This window comes from Capnocytophaga sp. oral taxon 326 str. F0382 (assembly GCF_000318295.1).
In the GTDB taxonomy this organism is placed as follows: domain Bacteria; phylum Bacteroidota; class Bacteroidia; order Flavobacteriales; family Flavobacteriaceae; genus Capnocytophaga; species Capnocytophaga periodontitidis.
In genome coordinates, this window is the sequence record NZ_KB291378.1 from 198427 (window position 1) to 220293 (window position 21867).

The window sequence follows — 21867 nt, forward strand, 5'->3', positions numbered from 1 at the left end:
TTTGGGACTTTGACAAAGTTTATAATGTAAAAGCGATCTTTAGACTTTTCGTTCAGCTCCTTTTTTTAGTTAATTAAAAATTTGTTCTAATATTTTAAAGGTGATGAGGTAGGTAGGTTTTACGCCTGTAGTACCTAAGCCACCAGAAGCAAGGGTACTCCCCGTTTCGAGGGGGTTATCGGAAGCGTAGTAAGCATAACGCACTTTTACATCTTCGCGTATACTCTTGCGTATTTTAGAAGCCGATTGTATCGCTTTTTGATAATGAACACCTTCCATTTCCAAACCGACGGCATTCCACGTAGAGTGGAGGAAGAATTTTAGGATGTCCTTATTTTGGAGAGAAGTTCCGAGCACTGTAATCATCGAGCCTTCAAATACTTTGAGCCCGTTACCTTCAAAATCGGCTTTAGAAAATTCGTTGTGAAAAGGATAGTTATCGGCAGTACCTTCAAAGATATGCGCGGTAGGAATCATCAAGTCGCCTTTTTCGCCTTCCAAGATGCCCGCCTTGCCCATAATCGAAATGGAAAGTACATCGAGAAAATAAGTTTTGCCAGCTTTGTGATAAGGTTTTAGCAGTTCGTCGATAGTTTCATAGGCTTGTTCGCCAAAGGCGTAGTCCATCACAAAGATTATAGGTTTTTGGTTTTCATCAAGGTGATGCACTTTATAAGGAGTATCGGAAAAATCGATTTTAGCAGTATCGAAAAGTTGTACATCGATATTGGTACCTGAGGTATCGTCTACTGAAATCATTCCGTGTTTGTGTGCATAGGCTTTTACTTTTTTGCGCAGAGGTTCACTCTCGGGCAAGCTGAGGAGTTCAAAAAGTTCTATACGGGAACTCACTTTTACTTCGTTTGCAAGAGCTTTTTCGGCAAATAGGCTATTCATCACACTGTGCATATTGGCACTGATGATGTGGAGAGGGCGGTCTAAAAGTCCGTTTTTGAGGAGGATATGTTTGATGTGTTCAGCCCAGATTTCGCCGTGAAGGTGATGCCCGATGCGTTCGCGCAGTACGGTACTGAAGGTAATTACGCGTTTATCGTCGTTCACACGTTCGTTGAACGCTAATTTACCCAACCAGTAGATGATATGGATAAAGCGATCGGGGAAGGCGGGGGTAGCCAAAGCTTTGTAGGCAGTGAGAACTTCTTCAAAGGTACGCCCTAATAAGTTACCGATGTGTATAAAAGTAGCTTCACGCTCAGCAAGAGTAAGTTTGTTCTTTTGGATATTAGCCTCGAGTTTAGCCCAATCGTGTGAGATTTTATTATCGTCTAAGAAAATGCGGTCGGCGATTTTGTGAGATTCTATAAATAGGAAAGTGAGGTGAGTGAGCACGTCGTAGATATCGGAACGGCCACGAGTAATTTCGATATTCATTTGCTCAGGGTCGATGCGATAGCAATTGCGGCGGCGTTTAGGGGGGATAATAGGTTTGAAGTGCGATTGGCGGTAGCCTTCATCGGCGATTAGGTTGATGTATTTACATTGCTCAATACCTTCGGGGAGGCGATCGAGCACATAGATGAGTCCGCTGAGTTCAGATTTACTTTCAGCGATAGTGCCGTAGATTTCGGGTCGGAGTACGAGTAGAGACTCGCGGAGTGCCTCGCCTGAGATGCCCATAGGTTTATAGAAGCCTCTTGAGAAGAGGTGTCGCATTGTTACGTACATACGCTCGATGGCGTTTGTGGATTCTTGTGCTCTGCTTTTCATATTATTCGTCGTATAATTCGTCTACTTTTTCATAGACGAGGTCGGGTTCAAATCCTCGGTAGAGGAGGAAGTTGGCTAATTTAGCTTTGGCTTTATAAGGATTTTTTTCTTTGATAGTTGTTTGTTTTTTTTCGGCTAATAGGTCAAGAGTATCGGCATAATCATCATCGGTAATTTCGCTCAAGCCAGCTTCGATATTATAATCGGTAAGCCCTCGTGCTTTGAGTTCACGCTGGATGCGGAGTCGCCCCCATTTTTTGCCATAGAATTTACCGCGTGTGAAGCTTCGGGCATATCGTTCTTCGTTGAGGAATCCGTTGTGGATGAGGTGGACAAGGATATCGTCGATAGCCAAAGGGATCATCCCCATAGTGCGGAGTTTAGTAACCACCTCGCGATGGCAGCGTTCCTGATAGGCACAATAGGCTTCGAGGCGGGCTTTAGCTTCTTGGACGGTGTAAGTTTTCTTCAATTAATAATTAATTAAGAATTAGCAATTAACAGGTAATAATTTGCAAAAAAACCATCCTTTAGAGGATGGTTCTTAAGCATTATAATTTAAATCTTATCAGCTACTTTATTAGAAGATAGCTGCTAAGTCTTTTTTGTACTTAGCAAGTAAAGCTTTTGTCATACCATAGTTTGCTTTGGTTGAGTCTACTACTAAATAAATGAAATAACTACCATTTGCTGCCACATCAAGAATGTGATTTTGATCTGTTAGAACGATTATAATTTCATCTATTTTTTCCTTAGAAGCCAATCCGAGTACTTGAAGCGCATTTTGTTTAGCTTTTATTACCTCTAAGTTATAAGCAGAAGCTAAGTTAGGATCAAAACTAGGATCTACTGATTCTGCGCCGTAAGAAACCCCTGAACGTACTTCAGTTACTGAAACGGCAACGAATCCAGGAATGTTGTTTTTTACATCCTGAATAAATTTGTCTAAAACATTTGTCATCTTGTAAGTTCTTTTTAAATTATTATTATTATTATTATTATTGAATAAAAAATTAAGTGAGGCATCGAGCGGATTTGAACCGCTGTATAAGGTTTTGCAGACCTCCGCCTAACCCCTCGGCCACGATGCCTTTTACTGTTCAGGGTGCAAAAGTAGATTTATTTTTTTTAACTTCCAAATCTTTTTCGTTTTATTTTTACGATTACTTGTGCTACATCGCCTCCTATAGGAGGATTAATTTTGGCTATTTTAATCTTTAGTTTCTGAACCTGAGGGAGTTCTATAAAGATTTTGTCGATGATGCGACCTGCTACATTCTCTAATAATTTAGCACGGATAGCCATTTCCTCTTTTACTATTTTATTTAGGTGCACATAATCCACAGTATCGATGAGTTCATCGGTTTGGATTGCTTTTTTTAAGTTGGCATAGATTTTTAAGTCGACACGATAATCACTACCGATAGCACCTTCTTCAGCAAGGCAACCATGATAGGCATAGACACGTATATTCTTTAGGATAATTTCTTCCATTTTTATCGTTGTGCACACTTACAGTTACTAACTCCTTGGAAGAGGTCAAGGCCTAAGGTTAACATGTGGGTACCAGAGTTATAGCCTATGAGTTCGTTGAGAGTAATTTGATAAGAATAAGCGGCGTAGAACATACCGAGTTTAGCTCCTGCCATAGGGCCTATGTTGAGAGGGCGGAAGATTTGATCGTTGAGGGAGCGGTAGTTTAAACCTACCCAATAGTAATCTTCGATATCGAGCCAACGGAATTTGATATTGAAGTCGGTTGTGGAACGACCGTCGCTTTCGTAGTGTTGGAAGAGTACAGAGGGTTCGATTTCGAATTTACTATTTTTATCTCGTTTGTAGCGGTAGCCTCCATACACCATATAGTTGCGAAGCGCTTTAGGTTCTTCTTTATAGAAACGTTCGATATCTTTGTTGAGGATATTGAGGGCGGTGAGGTTTATCCACCATCTTTTATAACGATAAAGGACAGCGACATCGAAGTTGTGGTTCACGGTAAAGCGGTCGTTTGTAATTGCTTGGTCATTACCAGATATATTTTTATCGAATTTATCGATCTCTATTTTAAAGGTATTCAAAGCGTAGGAGATACCGAAAGAGACGAAGTGGTTGTCATAACGGTCGAGGGTGAGGTGGTGAGCAAAGGTAGCTTTACCTCCCATTTGTTTGGTAAAACCATTGCGGTCGTTATAGAGCATCACCCCTGCTCCGCTTCGTTCACCGAGGCGCATATCGCCAGCGAGCGATTGATAGTCGGGAGCGCCTTTTACACCTACCCACTGAGTAACCCCAGAGAGGCGGATGCGCACGAAGTCACCAATACCAGCGTAAGTAGGAGCGATAAGAAATTCGCTATCTGCTAAGTACTGATTTTGTTGTGGTAAATTTAGCTCTTGAGAGAAGGCTTTTGGAGCAAAAGCGCATACTGCTAAAACAAACAAAACTATTTTTTTCATTGTTGATAAAATTAAACTATTAGATTGCTATAATACTCAATTTTGATTTTGTGAAACATACCTATTAATATATAGGTACAACTCGCAAAATTTTCAGCAAAGATATTTATTTTTTTTGTGTTACACTACTATTTGAGTAAAAAAAAACGAATATTTAACGTATTTAGTTTTTTTTTAACATTTTTAAAGGGTGTTTTTCATTGTCTATTTTTCAATGAAAAATGTTTTTTATTGATGATATTTTAAATTTTATTATATTTTATTGAATAATATTTATGTTTTAATTGATTTTATTGTATTTTTATTTTATTGAGAAAAGAATACCCTTTTCTGTGAGGTATGATGAATATTTTAACACTAAAGTAGGCGATGAAAAGTAAGAGATAAGAGATTTAAAATTTACTAATTTGCTAATTAGCTAATTTTCGCATACTTTTGTCGAAATTATTCATTGAAATAAAAAAAATATGAAAAGATTCTCTTTTGTATAGGCGCTTTGGCTATTAAAACTATCAAACCTTGAGACCTGTTGTATATAACAATTTTGTAGACTAACTACTTGGATAAAATTAGTATTCTGAGAAGATGTTGAAGTTCTCGAATTTTTCATACTACTCATCAATAAAGATTTTGATATTTTTACAAAACTATAAAAAATGGCAACAACGGCTTTTAAAAACAATTATCGCAATATTCGCATTGTAGTTCTCTGCTTTGTGGGGTATATTTTACTGAATTGGTTTTCTCCTTTTTTGATGCTACTCAACTATGATTTTGTGCGATTATTCATAACTTTTATCACTTCGGTTATCGTGATGATTCCTATTGTAATAGGATACAAATTATTGGGCGATAAGGGAAATTACCTTCAAGTTTTTGGTGTAGAAGGTAATATTAAAGAAGGATTGATTGCAGGAGGTGTTCTATTTTTAGCCGCTTGGATATTTTCAATTTTTTCTTTGGATTTTTTACGCAATTTGGTTTATGTAAAATGGCTTTTTTATATTTTTATAGAGGTTTTTGTCATTGATTTGTGTGTACAAGCATTCTTCTTTAGGAAAATCACCACCTACACTGGATGGAGCTTCTTTCGCATAATTTTGTTTTACGTGGCTATCTATTCGGCTGTAGCCCTTGTAACAGCATTCGTAAGTTTGTTATTTAACAGTGAAATCTTATCGAAAATAGGTGATGACCTGAAATTATTAAATATGATTCCTATGGACTTGTTATTAAAAGGAATTTTAAGCCTTCTGAGGTTTATTCTAACGGCTAGTTTTCTTTATTGGCCTTATGTAGAATGGAATTTCAATCTTTGGGTGGTAGTATTTGCGCATTTAGTATTGAACTTAGCCAATGGATTGACTTTTCTTAAAATTCCCATTTTTATACTGCTAATTGTCACAGGTGTGATAGGGACTATTCTATACAAGCGTGAGAAAGGCTTACCTTTAGCCATAAAGCGATTTTGGTCGTAGTACGACAAGTAATCGTAGCACGATTTACTTCTTCATTCCCATAAAAAAGAGTCCGTAGCAGCGTTCGTTTTCTTCTAATTGTAGAAAATCTTTCAGTTGAAACATAAAACCAGGGGTGCCCCAATAGCACCCTACCGCGTGGGCAGTGCAGGTGAGGTACATATTCTGTACTGCCATCGCTGTAGCAGCAATTTCTTCCCATTCGGCTACTTTACCACTAAAATGAACACTGATAGTTACAATGGCGTAAGATTTAGCCACTTTCTTTGCAATTTCATTCATTTTTATTTCGGAAAAACTCTCTGCTGGTACATTTTCTTTGTATAAACGCACTAATTCTTCTCCCAAACGCACTTTCTCATCACCTTTATACAGTTTTAATCGCCAAGGTTCAGTGCGTTTGTGGTTAGGTGCCTCGTTAGCCGAGCTGATAATCTCTTGTAACACTTCTTCGGGTATAGGGGTATCGCTATATTCGGGTGGATACACACTTTTGCGAGAGGTAATGATATGCTTGAGTGTTTGGGCTTGTGTCATAATATTAAAAAAATAATGTTTAACGGGGCAAAGATAATAAATAAAGACGAATTATGAATTACGAAAAAAGGAGGTAACAAGGTTGTAACTTCAAAAAAAAATCGTACATTTGTAGCCTGATTAACCATTTAGAGTTCTGAACGAATGAAGAAACTTCTTTCTTTTGCCACTTTGTGGGTGGCTTTATCACTGCACGCACAACAACAACCGGTGGATTATATCAATCCGTTGATTGGTACTTCTAATTTTGGCGCTACCCACCCTGGCGCAATTGCTCCCCGTGGTATGCTTAGCATTTCACCTTTCAACGTGGCATTCGATACTACTGGCGTAAAAGCTCCGCTCGAAAAAGATAGTCGCTGGCTTTCTAATCCTTATGTAAATGAAAATAAATTCTTCACGGGGCTTACTCACGTGAACCTCAGCGGTGTAGGCTGTCCTGAACTGGGGGTGATTATCGCAATGCCTACCACTGGCAAATTGGAGGTAAATCACTTAAAATACGGCTCTACTTACCAAAAAGAAGTCGCCAAAGCGGGTTATTACAGCAATTTCCTCACTAAATACAATATCAAAACCGAAGCTACTGCCACTACCCGCGCAGGTATCACTCGCTATCACTTCCGAAAAGGAGAAGCTAATTTACTCATCAATCTCGGACTCGGACTCACCAACGAAAAGGGCGCAATGCTCAAATTCGTATCGCCTACCGAGGTGGAAGGTATGCGTATGGTAGGGACTTTCTGCTATAACAGTCCGGAGCTGGCATATCCGGTGTATTTTGTAGCCAAAGTAAGCAAAGTAGCACCTTCTTATGGCGTATGGCATCAGCCAGAAAAACACCAAGGGGTGGAAGCTCAATGGATGTGGTACAATGGCAAAACTCGCCTCAAAGAACAATTTGCCCGCGAGGTAGTAGGCGATAGTATAGGGGCATATTTCCGTTATAAATTTGACAAAGATGAAGTAGTGGAACTCAAAGTGGGCATTTCGTACGTGAGCATAGCCAACGCCCGTGAAAACCTTGAAAAAGAGATAGGCAACCGCACTTTCGACGAGGTGTATGCCGCTACCCGCCAAACGTGGAACGATGCCCTCCGCGCTACCGTAGAAGGGGGTACCGACGACCAAAAAACGATATTCTACACAGCGCTCTATCACGCGCTTATTCACCCCAACCTTCTGAACGATGTGAATGGTGATTATCCTGAGAGCAAGACTAACAAAATAGGCAAAAATCACCAGCGTTATACGGTGTTCTCATTGTGGGATACCTATCGCAATTACCACCAATTGCTCACCCTGCTCTATCCCGAACAGCAACTGCAAATGGTGCGCACGATGCTCGATATCTACAAAGAAAGCGGTTGGCTGCCCAAATGGGAACTCAATTCTACCGAAACCTTTACGATGGTAGGCGACCCTGCCAGCATAGTATTAGCAGATACTTACCTGCGCGGTCTCACCGATTTTGATATACAAACAGCTTACGAGGCGATGCTCAAAGGGGCAAATACGCTTGAAAATAATCCTATACGCCCAGGGGTGAAAGAGTATTGGAAATTGGGCTACCTGAGTGTAGATGGAGGGGTAAGAGGTCCTGTATCTACTACCCAAGAGTACAATGCTGCCGACTTTGCCATTGCACAAATTGCCAAGAAACTCGGCAAAAAAGCCGATTACGAGAAGTTTAACAAACAAGCCTATTCGTATAGAAAACTATTCGACAAAGAAACCCATTTATTGCGTCCGCGTCACGCCAATGGCAAGTGGTATGCGCCTTTCAACCCCGAAAGTGGGGCTAACTTTGAAGAAAATGTAGGCTATATCGAGGGCAATGCGTGGCAATACGTATATATGGTAACCCACGATGTAAAAGGAATGATCAAGCTAATGGGCGGTGAAAAACCTTTTGAAAAGCAACTTGACCATATTTTTGACAGCAAGCAGTACGATATGGCAAACGAACCCGATATTGCCTATCCTTATCTCTACAACTTCCTAAAAGGCAAGGAGTGGAAAACCCAACTGAAAGTAGACCAACTCATCAATGAGTATTTTCAAAACAAACCTGCGGGACTCCCAGGCAATGAAGATACAGGGGTGATGTCGGCTTGGCTCATTTATGGAATGGCAGGTTTTTATCCTATTACTCCCGCTGATCCTAACTATACTTTCACCTCGCCTAAGTTTACTAAAATCACCCTCAAACGCAATCCGCAGTACTATCCTGCTGGTGATTTGGTAATAGAAAGTAATGCTTCGCCTGAAAATATTTACATTAAGAATATTTTCATCGACAACAAGCCTTACAAATCCTATTTTATCAGTCACGAGGCGCTAAAGAATGCGAAGAAAATACGATTTGAGTTAGGTAAGAGATAAGAGGTAAGAGGTAAGAAAAGCGTCACTACACTTTGCCAAAGTCTGAAACTTTGGCAAAGTTGAAAACAAATCAGAAAAAAAACCACTGTTGATGCGAGCTTGTAGCTCGTGCCAAATAAATCAATAAAATGAGTATAATTACAGATTTTACTAACAGACGAATGTATTTTTGGCGCGGATACTACTTCGGGAAAGAGGGTATTTGGTGTCGGGATTTTAATAAAGAAAAAGCATTTTGTGTGTTAAAAGACTCTTTGTACAAGGATTATATGGTTAGAGCAATAGCTGATAACGGGGAAACCATAGCTGTTTCTCGTAATATCGGTACTAATGAACCATTACTTATGGTTGATATTGATAAAAAAACTATAATAAACACCATTTATAATCATACTTTTATCTATCCTTGTCTTGATAGAGAAGGTAGCAAAGTGTTTTCAGTAACTAAAAGCGATATTTATAAGAATATTTATGGAAACCCTTTTTGTGTAGATGCCGAAACGGGTAAAGTAATAGCTACTCTCGACGAAAAAACACAATGGGGTAACACTGCTTATCATCCTGAGAGCAATTCGGTGTATTTTAGTGCTTTCAAACAGCCTAATCTGTACAAATTCAACTTTGATACACTTGCGTTTTCAGCCGTACCTACTGATAAAAAAATACGTATATTTGATTGTAAAGTAGCTTGCGACAACAAAGGTTACTACTATTTAGGCAGTAATATCTTAGTGTATATGAACAATGAGGACGAGGAAGTTTGGCGCATCAATTTTAAAGAAAAAGAAAAACTTAGTGGCAAAACACTTTTTTCAATATGTCTTTCTGATAATCCTGATTATATAGCGGTTTATTTGTTAGATGGCAATTGGTTGTTCATCGTCAATCGCAATGATTTTTCATACAAAAAGTACAAATTAGGAAGAGTAGGGTTTAGTGAGTTTTTCAACAATTCATTGCTATTTATATATAAAAATGACAACTTTAGCACACTCAATTTAGAAACATTAGAAGAGAAGCCTTTTTTACCCACCGCTGGTGCGATCTTATAACTCGTACCGAATAAAACAATCACCCTTGCGTCACTCCAAGTTCCTCAAAAAAGTTTAAACACGTTTTGATAACAATAATGATCATACAAAAATTCCTTTATAGATATGTTATATACCTAGTTTCAGTATTTTTTATATCTTGCAATAGCCAAAATAAGAATACTCACACAAATAATCAAAATAATTCTTTACAAAAGCTGAAAGATACTATTATATTAGATGGTTCAACAGAAGGAGAACAAATCTATTTATATGTCAATAAAATCACTCTTGATTCTATTATAGAGAGTGAAATTTTAGGTGAAACAGGAAAGGAGAGGTATTTATTTACCTTCAATGATCAACTAAAAAAAGCTAATCATATTCTTTATTCTTATGAAAAACCTATATACCTTTCAAAGAATATAAAACTTAAGGTGAGTAAAGAAGAAGATTTATATTCTTCTAAAGAAGTAAAACAAAAATTAAATGAAAAATTTATGTTATATCATAACATCCTTTTCCGAAAAAAGATAGATTGTAAATGGTTTGGAAAATACACTTTAACACTCAATCAAAATAATGATGATTGGAGAGAAATTTATGATATTAAGATTGATATCTCAAAAGATTCTATAGTTTATGAAGCAAAAGGATACCAATTATATCAGAGATTTCTATTATCTGGAATCTCGAAAAAAGATACTTTATTTTTGTATATTAGCAATATAGAGGACAATATAGGAGGTGTTAATTTTGACGAAGAATCCAAAATTATAATGAAGGGAGAACAATTCTTTATAAAAAATGCGTATATTAATTCCTTATCAAAAAAAACTAATTCATCTTATAAATTAGAAAAAGAGAGACATAAGTAATTCACCGCTAGCGCGAGCTTGTAGCTCGTGCCAAATAAATTAGTAAATCAGTAAATAAAAAAAACAATGAAAAAAATCCATTTTTTATTAAAATTAACCTTGTTGCTGTGTAGCTTTACGGCTTTGGCACAACCTAAATACTTTATCTTTGAAGAAAAGGGTAAGTTAGGATTGGTAGATTTGCAGGGAAAAACAGTGTTAGCCCCTACTTTTAATTCTATAAAAGAAAAACAACCATACATCATTGCTTGTAAGCAAGCAAAAGGCTGTTCGGTGTATAACGAAAATTTACAACCCATTCTTAAAGGAACTTATAACTCTATAAGATTTGGTTGTGAAGGTCAATTTATTGTTGAGAAGAATGAAAAGTATGGGGTAGTTTCTGAAAAGGGCACTATAATACTCCCCTTAAAATATTCATTTATAAACTCTAACAAAAATGGGTATACCGTAAAACTTAATGGGAAAGTAGGTCTTTTTAACCTTGAAGGAAAAGAAATTATCCCTATAAGCTATCACTGGATTTACACCGATAAGATAGATGACAATATTCCTATTGTAGCAGAATTGAATGGCAAAGAAGGATATATCAATACTAAAAATGAATGGGTGATACCTCCTACCTACAGAGATGCTTTTGCCTTTCGACAAGGTTTGGCTAAAGTAATGGAAGTGAGAGATTACATATATATCAACCTTAAAGGAGAACCTGTTATCCAAGATTTTGATGCTAATGTGATTGAACCTTCTGACAACACTTACATTGTAGGTGTACGTAAAGAATGTAAGTATATGGTCTATGATTTGAATGGTAATTTGTTAGACACCTACAATCTTTTAAGAAACAATTTGAGTGATGATGCTATTTTCGCGGTTAAAAAAGGGGGTAAATGGGGCTATATAGATGGCTATGGCAAGGTAATAATTCCGTTAGAATATGAAGAAGTCGGTAATTTTAGCGAAGGATTGGCTGCGGTACGCAAAGATGGTAAATGGGGGTATATCAACCTAAAAAATGAGGTAGTGATTCCGTTTGAGTTTACTAATAGAGGGGTAAGCTCCTTTAAAAATGGGGTAGCTGAATACTATACTGATGGCGGTATAGGTCTTATCAATCTGAAAGGAGAAATAATAGCTGAACCTAAATATAATAGTATAGAATATGTAAAAGGGAATATTGCTATAGTATCTTTTGATGATTATTACTATCTATACGATTTTGTAAAAGAAAAGAAACTCAAACGCCTTGAAGAAATAAAAATTGAAGAAACCGATATAGCTATAGCACCAGATTGCGACTAATTGACCCTCTGCTGGTGCGAGCTTGTAGCTCGTGCCAAACAAATTAACACATCAACAAATCGCCTTTGCGTAATTCGTCTCTCGTAATTCGTAATTATTATGCGTAAACTTCACTTAATTCTTTCCCTGATAGCAGGGGTATTCATTTTGCTGGGAGCTCTTACAGGGGCTATCTTGGCAGGTGAATCGGTGTATAACCAAACGTTGCCTTACAAAAGTGCAGCGTTTGAAAGCACTACCCTTGCCCAAACCATTGCCGTTTTAAAGGAAAAGAATATAGATGCGCTCAAACTCTCTATCGACCGCAATCACTTTGTGCAAATAGAGACGGCTGAGGGCGAAAAACTCTTTATCCATCCGCAATCGGGGGAGGTTATCAAAGGGAATTACAAACCCTCGAAGTTTATACAGTTCGTCAAAACGCTACACCGCTCGCTCTATATGGGCAAAACGGGACGGGTGATTATGGGGCTTACAGCCTTGTGTTTGTGTGTAGTAGCCTTGTCGGGTATATGGCTCATCGCCCGCAAACAGCAACGTTGGGGCAGGTTCTTCCACAAGCTTCCACAAGAAAAATTTTACAATCATTGCCACAGTGCTCTGGGGCGCTGGGCGCTCGTGCCTATCTTTATCATTGCCCTCACGGGGGTGTATATGATGCTCGAAACAGTGGAAGTGTTTCCTAAGTTCAAAGCCGAACACAATTACGATGTTAGCACACTACAAGAAACACCCGCAAAACCCGCAAAAGACTTCTCCGTCTTCCAAGTGCCTCTCGCCGAAGTGCGCCAAGTGGAATTCCCTGCTTTTGAAGATGTAGAAGAGGTCTATAAAGTAGATTTTATCGATAAAAATATAGTAGTCAATCAGTTTACGGGCGAGGTGATTAGCACCTCCACCTCTCCTTACAAAGGCTTGGCGTATTTGGTGCGCACCCTGCACATTGGCAAAGGGCATTATCTCTGGGCAACCGTCTTGTTGCTCTCGTGTGTGGCGCTGTTGTTCTTCCTCTACTCTGGCTTTGCGATGACCCTCAGAAAACGAAAGAAAGGCATCAACAATCCGTTTGATAAAAGCGAATGTAAATACATCGTGTTAGTAGGCACCGAAGGAGGCACCACCCGCAAGTTTGCTATCCTTTTCCATAACGAACTCCTCCGTTTGGGCAAGCGTTCCTACCTCACCGATATGAATGCCTACACTCGTTTTGCTAAAGCAGAGCAACTCATTGTGTTTACTTGCACTTATGGCGATGGTGAGGCGCCTATCAATGCGACTCACTTTGCGCAACTATGGGCGAAATATCCCCCCACACAACCTTTGGCGTATAGCGTACTCGGTTTTGGCTCTGACTCTTACCCCGATTTCTGCAAATATGCCAAAGAAGTAGACCAACTATTGTCGGCTACTGCACAAGCAGAATATGCGCTGCCTTTGCATACCGTAAACGACCAAGATTTTGGTCAGTTTAAAGCGTGGGCAACGGCTTGGGCTATGGCGCAAAAGCTCTCTTTGGCTTTGCCTGATGATTTCAGCGTACAGCCTCAGCGCAAACCGCTCACTTTTACGGTAACAGAGAAAACGCCCGTAATGGACGACGATATTTTCCTAATAGCGCTACGCCCTTCCAAAAAAAGTAGTTTTGTGTCTGGCGACCTCTTGGGCATTACCCCTGAAGATGGGCGCGAACGACTCTATTCGGTTGCCAAATACCAAGGAGATGTGTGGTTGAGCGTGAAGCTACATTCACAAGGGGTGGTGTCTAACCTGCTGAACAATTTGCAAATAGGCGATACGTTGCAAGCTGCTTTGGTAGCCAACAAACATTTCCATTTCCCTAAAAAAGCGCCCCAAGTGGTGTGTATTGCCAATGGTTCGGGGATGGCGCCTTTTATGGGAATGATAGCCGAAAATACCCAAAAGAAACCTATCACCCTGATATGGGGTTGTCGCCGTGAAGCCTCTTTGGAAATCTACCGCCCTTATATAGAACAGTTTACTCGCGAAGGAAAGATAGCCAACTATTGGCAAGCCCTCTCGCGTGAAGGTGATAAATTCTATGTGCAAGACATCTTGCAAAGAGAAGCTCCTTTCTTTGCTGAACTCCTCAAAAACAAAGGAATTATAATGATATGCGGGTCGGTTGCAATGGAAAAAGCGGTGACCGAAGTCTTAGAGGCGATTTGTAGAGAGCATTTAGAAAAACCGCTGAGCTACTACCAAAATAAAGGACAAATCAAAACGGATTGTTATTGATTAGATAAGAGGTAAGAATATGACAACACATTTTTTATACATAGAACCTAATACTTCAATAGAGGAAGTAAAGTTGCTTTTTGAGACGCATTTGCTTTCAGCTTTGCCCGTGTGCGAAGGCAATACTTTTATAGGGGTACTCCGCAAAGAAACAGTAGATGAGGAGGATAAAGAAGCTACAGTAGCCGATTATCAATATGCGTTAGAACGCTTTTTTGTACCGCTAACCGCAACGTGGGATGTTGTGGTAGAGGCTTTTGGACGCTATCACACCGATATGCTGCCCGTTATTAACAAAGAAGAACACTTTATAGGTTACTATCACTTAGATGAGTTTGTGCTACAACTCACCCAAACCCCTTTTATACAAGAAGCAGGACACGTGCTTATCTTACAGAAAGATGCGCTGAGCTATTCGTTTGCTGAAATTAGCAGAATTGTAGAGGAAAACGGGGGGACACTTTTAGGACTTTATCTCTCCAATCGCACGGAAGACAACGTACATATCACACTCAAACTCGCAAGCGAACGATTTTCGGATATACTACAGGACTTCCGTCGTTATGGCTATGGTATCCTCACCGAAAAAGACGACGATCACTACCGCCAAGAACTCAAGGACATCGCTGATTATTTTGAAAAATACTTAGACTTAGGTAACAGATAAGAGGTAAGAATAATCTTTAACTAAATATATACTATGAAACGTTTTTTAACTACAATTTTATGGTTTTGTGCTGCTTATGTTGGCTTTGCGCAAACCGCGATAGGGGTGAAAGTGAATACACCATTGCATACTTTTAATTTTTTCAACGATCTCACCTCTAACGAAAGTTATGATATTGAGATTTATCCGCGAATTGCTGCTTTTAATTCAGGTGTATTTGCGCATTTCCAACTCGCCAAACGTTGGGCATTACAAACTGAAGCGCTTTATCGCCGAGAAACATTGTCATTTCGTCCTAAAGATAGTAGTTGGGATACCGAAGAACGCCCTTATTATGAGTTTGATTACTTAGAAATCCCTCTTATGATGCAATTCGAGGGCAAAAAACCCGTTAGAGGATTTACACAGTTAGGTTTTTCACCTAAAATCAGTACAAGAGCAGCTTTTAGAGATAAAGGAAGCAATGAGGTGCAAGATATGAAATACTATTTTGGCACAGGACAACTACACATCAACTTCAATATAGGAGGAGGGTTGCTCGTAGAACGCTCCAGATGGTTGTTGTTCGCCGAAGCACGTTATTCAGTTAATCTCACCAAAATGGCAACGAATAGCAGTTCTCCTTATTTAAATTTCATAGAAGCGAGAAATCATACTTTTACATTTTCATTAGGTGCAGGCTATAAATTCTCTAAAAAGAAAAATAATACTCCTCCTACTGAAGAGGTGGTAACTCCTACTGAAGAAGTCATCACACCTACTGAAGAAGTCGTAACTCCTACTGAAGAGGTAAATAAAGAACCTATAACCGAATAATCATTCACTAAATATATTATGAAACGTTTTTTAATTACCATTGCTTTTTTGAGTGTTACTACATTCAGTTTTGCGCAAACTGCGATAGGGGTAAAAGTAACCGACCCACTGTCGGTTGTTAGCTTAATAACTCCTTTATATACAACAGCCAATGTTGATCTGAAAACCTACAATGCCTTTGTTAGCCTTGGAGGATTCGTTCGTATTCCTCTAAAAGAGCGTTGGGTATTACAAAGTGAATTGCTTTTTAAGCACGAAGCTGTGCGTTTTAGAATAGAGAATAGCAACAAAGATTCTTATTATAGATTTGAATACTTGGACGTGCCTTTCTTAGTACAATACGAAGGTAAGAAAGCGTTTAGAGGTTTTGGTTTTGTAGGTTTTTCACCTAAAATTCTCTTCTCTTCTGCTTTTTATGATGCCTCTAAAAATGTTACTTACGGAGGGAGTTCCCAATTTAATACAGTGATGTTGATGGGACATATTGGAGGAGGTGTGCTATTTGAGCGCCCTAAATGGATTTATACAGTTGATGCCCGTTTTTCTGCTAATATAACGAACTTAGCATCGGGAAGCCGTACAGAATATATCAATTTTGATAAAGCGAGAACATTTGTTTTTGGCATTTCGTTAGGTGCGGGCTACAAACTCTCTAAAAAGAAAAATAATACTCTTCCTACTGAAGAAGTCGTAACTCCTACTGAAGAGGTAAATAAAGAACCTATAACCGAATAATCTTTCACTAAAGATATTATGAAACGTTTTTTAATTACTGCTATGCTTTTAAGTATTTCGGCATTTAGCTATAGCCAAATAGCCGTAGGGGTGAAAGTTGCTAATCCGTTTGTAGCAGTTAATGTAATGAAACATCAAATTGCAAATACACCTAAGGGGATTAGAAACGGAGGAGGTATTTTTGGTGAGTTTTATATAGGGGCTTTTAATATAGGAGCTTTTATGCGAATACCCCTAAAAACACATTGGGCACTACAAACCGAAGTGTTGTTCAAGCGTGAAGGGGTTTGGTTTTTTCATCAAGAGGAAACAATAGAAGAACTTCTCTCTGATCGTGGAACATACGAATTTTGGTATGCTGAGGTTCCTTTCTTGTTACAATGGGAAGGAAAACGCACCGTAAGAGGGTTTGCTCAATTAGGAGTGTCTCCTAAATTCTTAACTTCAGCAAAGTACTCTGCAGTTTTAGAAAAAGGCGACCGTAATGTTACGAGCTCTTTTAATAGGGTTGTTCTCAATTTAAATGTTGGGGGAGGTGTTTTATGGAACAGAAGAGATTGGGTTTTTACTGCTGATGGAAGACTCGCTACCAACCTTACACCACTTACCTCTAAAAAGAACACCCCTGATATTGATTTCAGTAAGGCACAAAGCTATTATTTTGCGTTTTCTTTAGGAGCAGGTTACAAACCTTTTAAAAAGAAGGCATTGCCTTTAGAAAGGGCTATTCCTCAGGAAGAGCTCCCAACAATTACTAATGACAGTATTCCTGCTGAGGTGAATACATCACAAGAACAAGAATTTTAGTTTTTTAACTCAATATATTATGAAACGTTTTTTAATCATCATCATTTTTTTGAGTGTTACTACATTTAGCTTTGCGCAAACTGCGATAGGGGTGAAAATCAATAGCCCTGCAAGTACTTTTACGATTATTACACCCATACAATCGATGGAGGGGTATAATGTGGAGTATTTTGGAAAAACAGGCGTAGTGAACTCAGGGTTATTCTTGCGAATACCCTTCAAAACTCATTTCGCTTCACAAATAGAGTTGATGTATAAGCGCGAGGCGATTCCGTATCGCCCTGAAGGCTCTGATTTAAAATTGCAAGACCGCCGTCACATTCGTTTTGATTACTTAGAAATGCCTTTCTTATTACAATTTGAGGGTAAAAAGTGGGTTAGAGGTTTTGGACAAATAGGATTAGCTCCTAAAATCTTGCTTTTGGCATCGTATTCTGAAAAACAGAACAGTGAGAAGTTTAATATGACACAATATTTCAACCAAGCCTCACTTAGTTTCCACGTAGGTGGAGGAGTGATGTGGGAGATTCCTAAATGGATTTTCACCGTAGATGCTCGTTTTTCTACGAACCTTACCCCCCTTACTAATCAAGAATACATTCCTCATCTTTATTTTAAAGATGCTAAAAGTTACTATATTGCTATTTCTATAGGTGCAGGTTTAAAACTCTCTAAAAACAAGAATGAACAACCTAATGTTCAAGAGTCGGTATATCCTTCAAGTGAAGAACCAGTATACCAAGAGGTAAAAGAAGAGCCTGCACCCCAAGAAGTAAAAGAGGGGGAATAACGCTTATCAGTGTCCTAAAATCAGGATTTCATCATCGTTTAAAAGGGTATCGTTGCGGAAGCGCAGAAGTATTTGCGCGACCGTAATGGTATCTTTTTCGCAATAGGTAGCTATACGATCGATATCACCTTCGTTGTAGAACACATTGCGCACTTCGCTGCCATCGATATCGTCTTTAGGAGAGGGTATGCCCAAAATATGAGCTAAGAGTTTCAGTGAAGTATAGTGTTTGTAATCGCCGAACTTCCACATTTCCATCGTATCAAGATGAGGGATTTCCCAAGGTTTTTTGCCAAAGAGCTGTAGCTTTTGCGGAATTTCTATCCCGTTGATAATCATACGGCGGGAGATATATGGAAAATCGAATTCCTTGCCGTTATGGGCGCAAAACAATTTATTAGGGCGTGAAAAATGTTCGTTTACTAATCTGCTGAAATCTTCTAACAAATTCTTTTCTTCACCTGTGAACGAGGTTACTCTAAAGGTGCGTTGCTGATGCCTGAATGAAAAATACCCTACTGATATGCACACAATTTTCCCGAACTCAGCCCAAATACCTGCGCGGTCGTAGAACTCTTCAGCAGAGAACTCTTCCTTGCGTTGGTAACGCGTTTTTTCTTCCCAAAGCATTTGAGTTTCAGCCGATAATTCGCTGTACTGTTCGTGTAATGGTACAGTTTCTATATCCAAAAAAAGTATGTCGTTTAAATTGAGTTTGTGAAGCATTACTGTTTTTTTATCTGAAAGCGAATATAGGTAATGGGTTTGCCTTGTTCTAAATAGAACTGTTCGTAGAAGGTTTTAATTTCGGTTACTTCTGGGGGTACGCCATCGCTGTTGTAGATATTGTGATTGGCATAAAGCACTTTATGTCCTGCTCCGTGTAACAAGCCCAAGGTATAACCGTGCATAAACTCACTATCGGTTTTGAGGTGCACATAGCCATCGGGGGCGAGGATACGCTCGTAACGTGCGAGAAAATCGGCGTTTGTGAGGCGGTGTTTGGTACGTTTATATTTTATTTGCGGATCGGGGAAAGTAATCCATATTTCACTCACTTCGCCTGAAGCAAAGCATTTTTCGATGAGTTCTATTTGAGTGCGGAGGAAAGCTACATTGGCGATATTTTCTTCTATAGCAGTTTTAGCTCCTCGCCAAAAGCGCGCTCCTTTGATATCTATTCCTATAAAATTCTTCTCGGGATGACGTTTTGCTAATCCTACTGAATACTCGCCTTTGCCACAGCCCAATTCTAAAACTATAGGGTGGTTGTTTTTGAAATAGAGTTCATTCCAACGTCCTTTATAGGCAAAAGCATCGGTGAGGAGTTCGTCACGTGAGGGCTGAATTACATTAGCAAAGGTTTTATTTTCTTCGAATCGTTTGAGTTTATTTTTGCTTCCCATAGGTAAGTGAAAAGTGAATAGTGAAAAGTGTTAGGGCGGCAAAGATAGCAATATTTTTTTAATTACAGTTTTCTTCTTTGCAGTGGCAATTTTCGGGATCTATTTCAAAAGTGCTGTGGGTAATTCCTTCGTGAGAGAGTGAGTGTTTTAGTTCAGCTTTGATGGTCATAAATTCTTTTAGAGTAATACATTCTTTGAGTACCAAATGGGCTGTTAAGGCATTTTGAGCACTGCTCAGTGCCCATATATGGAGGTGATGCACGCTTTCTACCATTGGATGTTGTTCTATCAATTGTTGTATGTGAGCTTGGTTTATATTCTGAGGGACGCCGTCTAAAATGAGTTTTACGCTTTCTTTTAAGAGTCCCCAAGCAGAGAAGAGAATCACGATACCCACCATAAAACTACTGATAGGGTCGGCGATATACCATCCTGTGAAGTACATAATTGCACCTGAGATAATCACCCCTACCGATACTAAAGCATCGAGGAGGAGGTGTAGGAAAGCCCCTTTGATATTGATGTCGTTTTTTTGACCTTTATAGAAAAGGAAAGCCGATAGCCCGTTGATAATCACCCCTATAAAAGCTGTAATCACAATAGCAGCTCCAGCCATTTCGGGAGGATTGGAAAGGCGTTCAAAGGCTTCGATAAAGATTTTTATCACGATGTACATCAGCAATACCGCATTGATAAGTGAAGCGAGGATAGATGCTTTTTTGTAGCCATAGGTATATAGCTGGGTAGCAGCGCGGTGAGCAAGTTTCATTCCGATGAGTGAAATCACTAAACTAGCAACATCGCTCAGATTATGACTTGCATCGGAAATAAGCGCTAATGAATTGACTTTAAAACCCACTACAAATTCGATAAGGGTATAGAGCAAATTGAGCCCAATACCTATGTAGAAAGCGCGATTGAGAGCACTTAGATCGGTTACTGTATGGTGGTGATGGTGATCGTGGTGATGATCGTGGTCGTGGTTGTGTGAATGTTCCATAATACTTCTTTTTTAGGTAAGAGATAAGAGATAAGAATTGGGGCAAAGGTACAAATTTATTTAGAAATAATCTCTATTTAGAGATGTTTTTTCAAAGCCTACCCCCCGCTGGAGGTGTTTTGGAGAGTCTCAGAGAAACTTGGAAAATCTTGGAAAATCTCGGAGGTGGGAGGGGTGGTGTAAATAGTTTTTTCTATTTCTTTAGAATACGTTTTTTATATTGGTAATAGGCAATCGCTACCAAAACGAGTACAATAAGCCAATAGTTATTAGGAGATAACTCAAATTTGTGTTCTTTTTGTTTGAACGATTGGTGTTTGTGAAAATGTAGGATTCTTTGTCGTAGATGAAGTACCTCATTTTGTTGCAAACTATCGGTGTATTCACGCAGGCGTTTTAGACGGGTAGTGCTGTGGAGTTGTACTTGGGTACGCCCCGTGCTATCCTTAAACGATTCAAGAGTGAGATGCACTTCTTGCAGGCTGTTGAGCCATTCGATGCTGTGTAATACGGCGTGTTGTTGCTGGTAGAGGCTATTAAGTTGCTCACGCATTTGGAGAGTTTCAGTTTGTTTGATTTTGTGCGTTTTACAAGATAGCAGAAGTGAAAAAAGCGATAAAAAGAGGATTTGTTTCATTTTGATAGTTGTTTTATGATTTTTTTGAGTTGGGTAGCATAATCGGGGGCGGTAGCGTAACCAGCACGAGCGATAGCTTCGGCAAATAAGTAAGGGTCGGTTTTGACCTTTAGAGCCTCTGCGTAGCGAGGATTGTGCAGGAAAAACAGGGCGTGATCGGTGAAAGAGGCTTCGGGAGAGGGGTATTTTTTGAACCAGTCTTTTACTTTATAGGTGTATTTGCCATCAGGACGCTTGGTAACGCTTAGTACTTCGGGGAATTTTTGTAATGCAGGGTTGCGCTGATAAGTTTGCCAATCACAAGGGAGGATTTCGGTAGTTAGCAAGAGTTGTCGTTCCTCGGTGGGCGTATTAGGTTTAGCTTTTATGCCAAAGAACATATTACCGGGAGCGTGTGTTCCCCAAGCACTTTCTAAGGCTGCTTGTGCTAAAATAAAGAGGTGTGAAATGCCCGTTTTTCGTTCGGTTTCTAAAGCATAGGGCTTGTAGGTAGTTACAAAATGTGCGATTTGTTGTTCGTTGTTTGTCATTTTCTAAGTTGTTTTAAAAGGTTATCGATAGAAGACTCAAGTTCTTTGATGCGTTGGTTAGCCTCATTGAGGTCGGCAATGGCTTTGGCGTATTTTACACCTAAGTCGTCAATCATTTCGCGGTAGATGTGAATTGCCTTATCAACATTGTCTAATTCGTTAGATTGGAGTTCGACGCGTTGTTTTGGTCGGCCGAAGAGCCAGCCTACCCAGCCAGAGAGCAAGAGCCCTATAAAGGTAATGAATTGTTCTTTGAGGAGTTCCATTTTCTTTTTGATTTGTGGTGCAAAATTGAGGAGTTCTGAAGAAATGGGCAAATAGTTGTAACCGGGGGTTACAGGGTTGTAACAGTAGAGGAATGGGGCGATAAAAAAGGCGCGAGCTCATAGCTCGCGCCTTTAATTGTTAATTATTGTTTTATTAGTTAA

The 21867-nt window shown here is 39.2% G+C and carries 23 protein-coding genes and 1 tRNA gene; 11 read left to right on the forward strand and 13 right to left on the reverse strand.

What is annotated here, in order from left to right:
* Window positions 1-69: 69 nt before the first annotated feature.
* The 6 genes from HMPREF9073_RS03365 to HMPREF9073_RS03390 form a co-directional block, all read right to left on the reverse strand.
* Entirely contained in the window at window positions 70-1728 is a 1659-nt protein-coding gene (locus HMPREF9073_RS03365) for a hypothetical protein (protein WP_009412586.1), read from the reverse strand.
* Between the two features lies 1 nt (window position 1729).
* The gene (locus tag HMPREF9073_RS03370; protein ID WP_009412587.1) at window positions 1730-2200 is read right to left on the reverse strand and encodes a regulatory protein RecX; all 471 of its coding nucleotides are present in this window, start codon (window positions 2198-2200) and stop codon (window positions 1730-1732) included.
* A 108-nt stretch (window positions 2201-2308) separates the two neighbouring features.
* Complete coding sequence (locus HMPREF9073_RS03375; RefSeq protein ID WP_009412588.1) at window positions 2309-2689, reverse strand: hypothetical protein; 381 nt, start codon at window positions 2687-2689, stop codon at window positions 2309-2311.
* Window positions 2690-2748: 59 nt separating this feature from the next.
* Window positions 2749-2819 (reverse strand) — tRNA-Cys (locus HMPREF9073_RS03380).
* A 37-nt stretch (window positions 2820-2856) separates the two neighbouring features.
* Complete coding sequence (gene folB / locus HMPREF9073_RS03385) at window positions 2857-3222, reverse strand: dihydroneopterin aldolase (RefSeq protein ID WP_009412589.1); 366 nt, start codon at window positions 3220-3222, stop codon at window positions 2857-2859.
* A gap of 2 nt (window positions 3223-3224) precedes the next feature.
* Entirely contained in the window at window positions 3225-4184 is a 960-nt protein-coding gene (locus HMPREF9073_RS03390) for a type IX secretion system membrane protein PorP/SprF (protein ID WP_009412590.1), read from the reverse strand.
* A 656-nt stretch (window positions 4185-4840) separates the two neighbouring features.
* On the opposite strand from HMPREF9073_RS03390, the gene HMPREF9073_RS03395 reads away from it, so the two are divergent.
* Window positions 4841-5662, forward strand: a complete 822-nt coding sequence (locus HMPREF9073_RS03395) for a hypothetical protein (RefSeq protein WP_009412592.1) — start codon at window positions 4841-4843, stop codon at window positions 5660-5662.
* Window positions 5663-5686: 24 nt separating this feature from the next.
* Here HMPREF9073_RS03395 and HMPREF9073_RS03400 read toward each other — a convergent pair whose 3' ends face one another.
* Window positions 5687-6199, reverse strand: a complete 513-nt coding sequence (locus tag HMPREF9073_RS03400) for a nitroreductase (protein WP_009412593.1) — start codon at window positions 6197-6199, stop codon at window positions 5687-5689.
* Between the two features lie 144 nt (window positions 6200-6343).
* Here HMPREF9073_RS03400 and HMPREF9073_RS03405 point away from each other — a divergent pair, with 144 nt between their 5' ends.
* The 10 genes from HMPREF9073_RS03405 to HMPREF9073_RS03450 all read left to right on the forward strand — a co-directional run bounded on the left by HMPREF9073_RS03405 (window position 6344) and on the right by HMPREF9073_RS03450 (window position 17866).
* Window positions 6344-8584, forward strand: a complete 2241-nt coding sequence (locus tag HMPREF9073_RS03405) for a GH92 family glycosyl hydrolase (RefSeq protein WP_009412594.1) — start codon at window positions 6344-6346, stop codon at window positions 8582-8584.
* Window positions 8585-8712: 128 nt separating this feature from the next.
* Window positions 8713-9636: a hypothetical protein gene (locus HMPREF9073_RS03410; RefSeq protein ID WP_009412595.1), complete on the forward strand. Its 924-nt coding sequence runs from the start codon at window positions 8713-8715 to the stop codon at window positions 9634-9636.
* Window positions 9637-9713: 77 nt separating this feature from the next.
* Complete coding sequence (locus HMPREF9073_RS03415; RefSeq protein ID WP_009412596.1) at window positions 9714-10493, forward strand: hypothetical protein; 780 nt, start codon at window positions 9714-9716, stop codon at window positions 10491-10493.
* A gap of 66 nt (window positions 10494-10559) precedes the next feature.
* Window positions 10560-11795, forward strand: coding sequence for a WG repeat-containing protein (locus HMPREF9073_RS03420; RefSeq protein ID WP_009412597.1), 1236 nt, complete (start codon window positions 10560-10562; stop codon window positions 11793-11795).
* A gap of 99 nt (window positions 11796-11894) precedes the next feature.
* On the forward strand, window positions 11895-14051 hold the full coding sequence (locus HMPREF9073_RS03425; RefSeq protein WP_009412598.1) for a PepSY domain-containing protein: 2157 nt from the start codon (window positions 11895-11897) through the stop codon (window positions 14049-14051).
* A 19-nt stretch (window positions 14052-14070) separates the two neighbouring features.
* Entirely contained in the window at window positions 14071-14718 is a 648-nt protein-coding gene (locus HMPREF9073_RS03430) for a CBS domain-containing protein (protein WP_009412599.1), read from the forward strand.
* 33 nt (window positions 14719-14751) lie between these two features.
* A complete protein-coding gene (locus HMPREF9073_RS03435) occupies window positions 14752-15534 on the forward strand; it encodes a porin family protein (RefSeq protein ID WP_009412600.1) in 783 nt (260 codons plus the stop codon).
* 18 nt (window positions 15535-15552) lie between these two features.
* On the forward strand, window positions 15553-16269 hold the full coding sequence (locus HMPREF9073_RS03440) for a porin family protein (protein WP_009412601.1): 717 nt from the start codon (window positions 15553-15555) through the stop codon (window positions 16267-16269).
* An 18-nt stretch (window positions 16270-16287) separates the two neighbouring features.
* Window positions 16288-17076 carry a porin family protein gene (locus tag HMPREF9073_RS03445; protein WP_009412602.1) on the forward strand — a complete coding sequence of 263 codons (789 nt, stop codon included), beginning with the start codon at window positions 16288-16290 and terminating at the stop codon, window positions 17074-17076.
* Window positions 17077-17095: 19 nt separating this feature from the next.
* Window positions 17096-17866: a porin family protein gene (locus HMPREF9073_RS03450; RefSeq protein ID WP_009412603.1), complete on the forward strand. Its 771-nt coding sequence runs from the start codon at window positions 17096-17098 to the stop codon at window positions 17864-17866.
* Window positions 17867-17872: 6 nt separating this feature from the next.
* Here the strand turns inward: HMPREF9073_RS03450 and HMPREF9073_RS03455 are convergent, their stop codons facing one another.
* The 6 genes from HMPREF9073_RS03455 to HMPREF9073_RS03480 all read right to left on the reverse strand — a co-directional run bounded on the left by HMPREF9073_RS03455 (window position 17873) and on the right by HMPREF9073_RS03480 (window position 21705).
* Complete coding sequence (locus HMPREF9073_RS03455; RefSeq protein WP_009412604.1) at window positions 17873-18592, reverse strand: 3'-5' exonuclease; 720 nt, start codon at window positions 18590-18592, stop codon at window positions 17873-17875.
* A complete protein-coding gene (trmB, locus tag HMPREF9073_RS03460; RefSeq protein WP_009412605.1) occupies window positions 18592-19272 on the reverse strand; it encodes a tRNA (guanosine(46)-N7)-methyltransferase TrmB in 681 nt (226 codons plus the stop codon). Before trmB ends, HMPREF9073_RS03455 begins: the two co-directional genes overlap by 1 nt.
* A 58-nt stretch (window positions 19273-19330) precedes the next feature.
* Window positions 19331-20272 (reverse strand): cation diffusion facilitator family transporter, encoded by a 942-nt coding sequence (locus tag HMPREF9073_RS03465; protein WP_009412606.1) that lies wholly within the window; start codon window positions 20270-20272, stop codon window positions 19331-19333.
* A 193-nt stretch (window positions 20273-20465) separates the two neighbouring features.
* On the reverse strand, window positions 20466-20909 hold the full coding sequence (locus HMPREF9073_RS03470; RefSeq protein ID WP_009412607.1) for a hypothetical protein: 444 nt from the start codon (window positions 20907-20909) through the stop codon (window positions 20466-20468).
* On the reverse strand, window positions 20906-21439 hold the full coding sequence (locus HMPREF9073_RS03475; RefSeq protein ID WP_009412608.1) for a glycoside hydrolase family 73 protein: 534 nt from the start codon (window positions 21437-21439) through the stop codon (window positions 20906-20908). Before HMPREF9073_RS03475 ends, HMPREF9073_RS03470 begins: the two co-directional genes overlap by 4 nt.
* A complete protein-coding gene (locus HMPREF9073_RS03480) occupies window positions 21436-21705 on the reverse strand; it encodes a hypothetical protein (protein WP_034555243.1) in 270 nt (89 codons plus the stop codon). The genes HMPREF9073_RS03475 and HMPREF9073_RS03480 overlap by 4 nt, the downstream gene beginning before the upstream one ends.
* Between the last annotated feature and the right edge of the window lie 162 nt (window positions 21706-21867).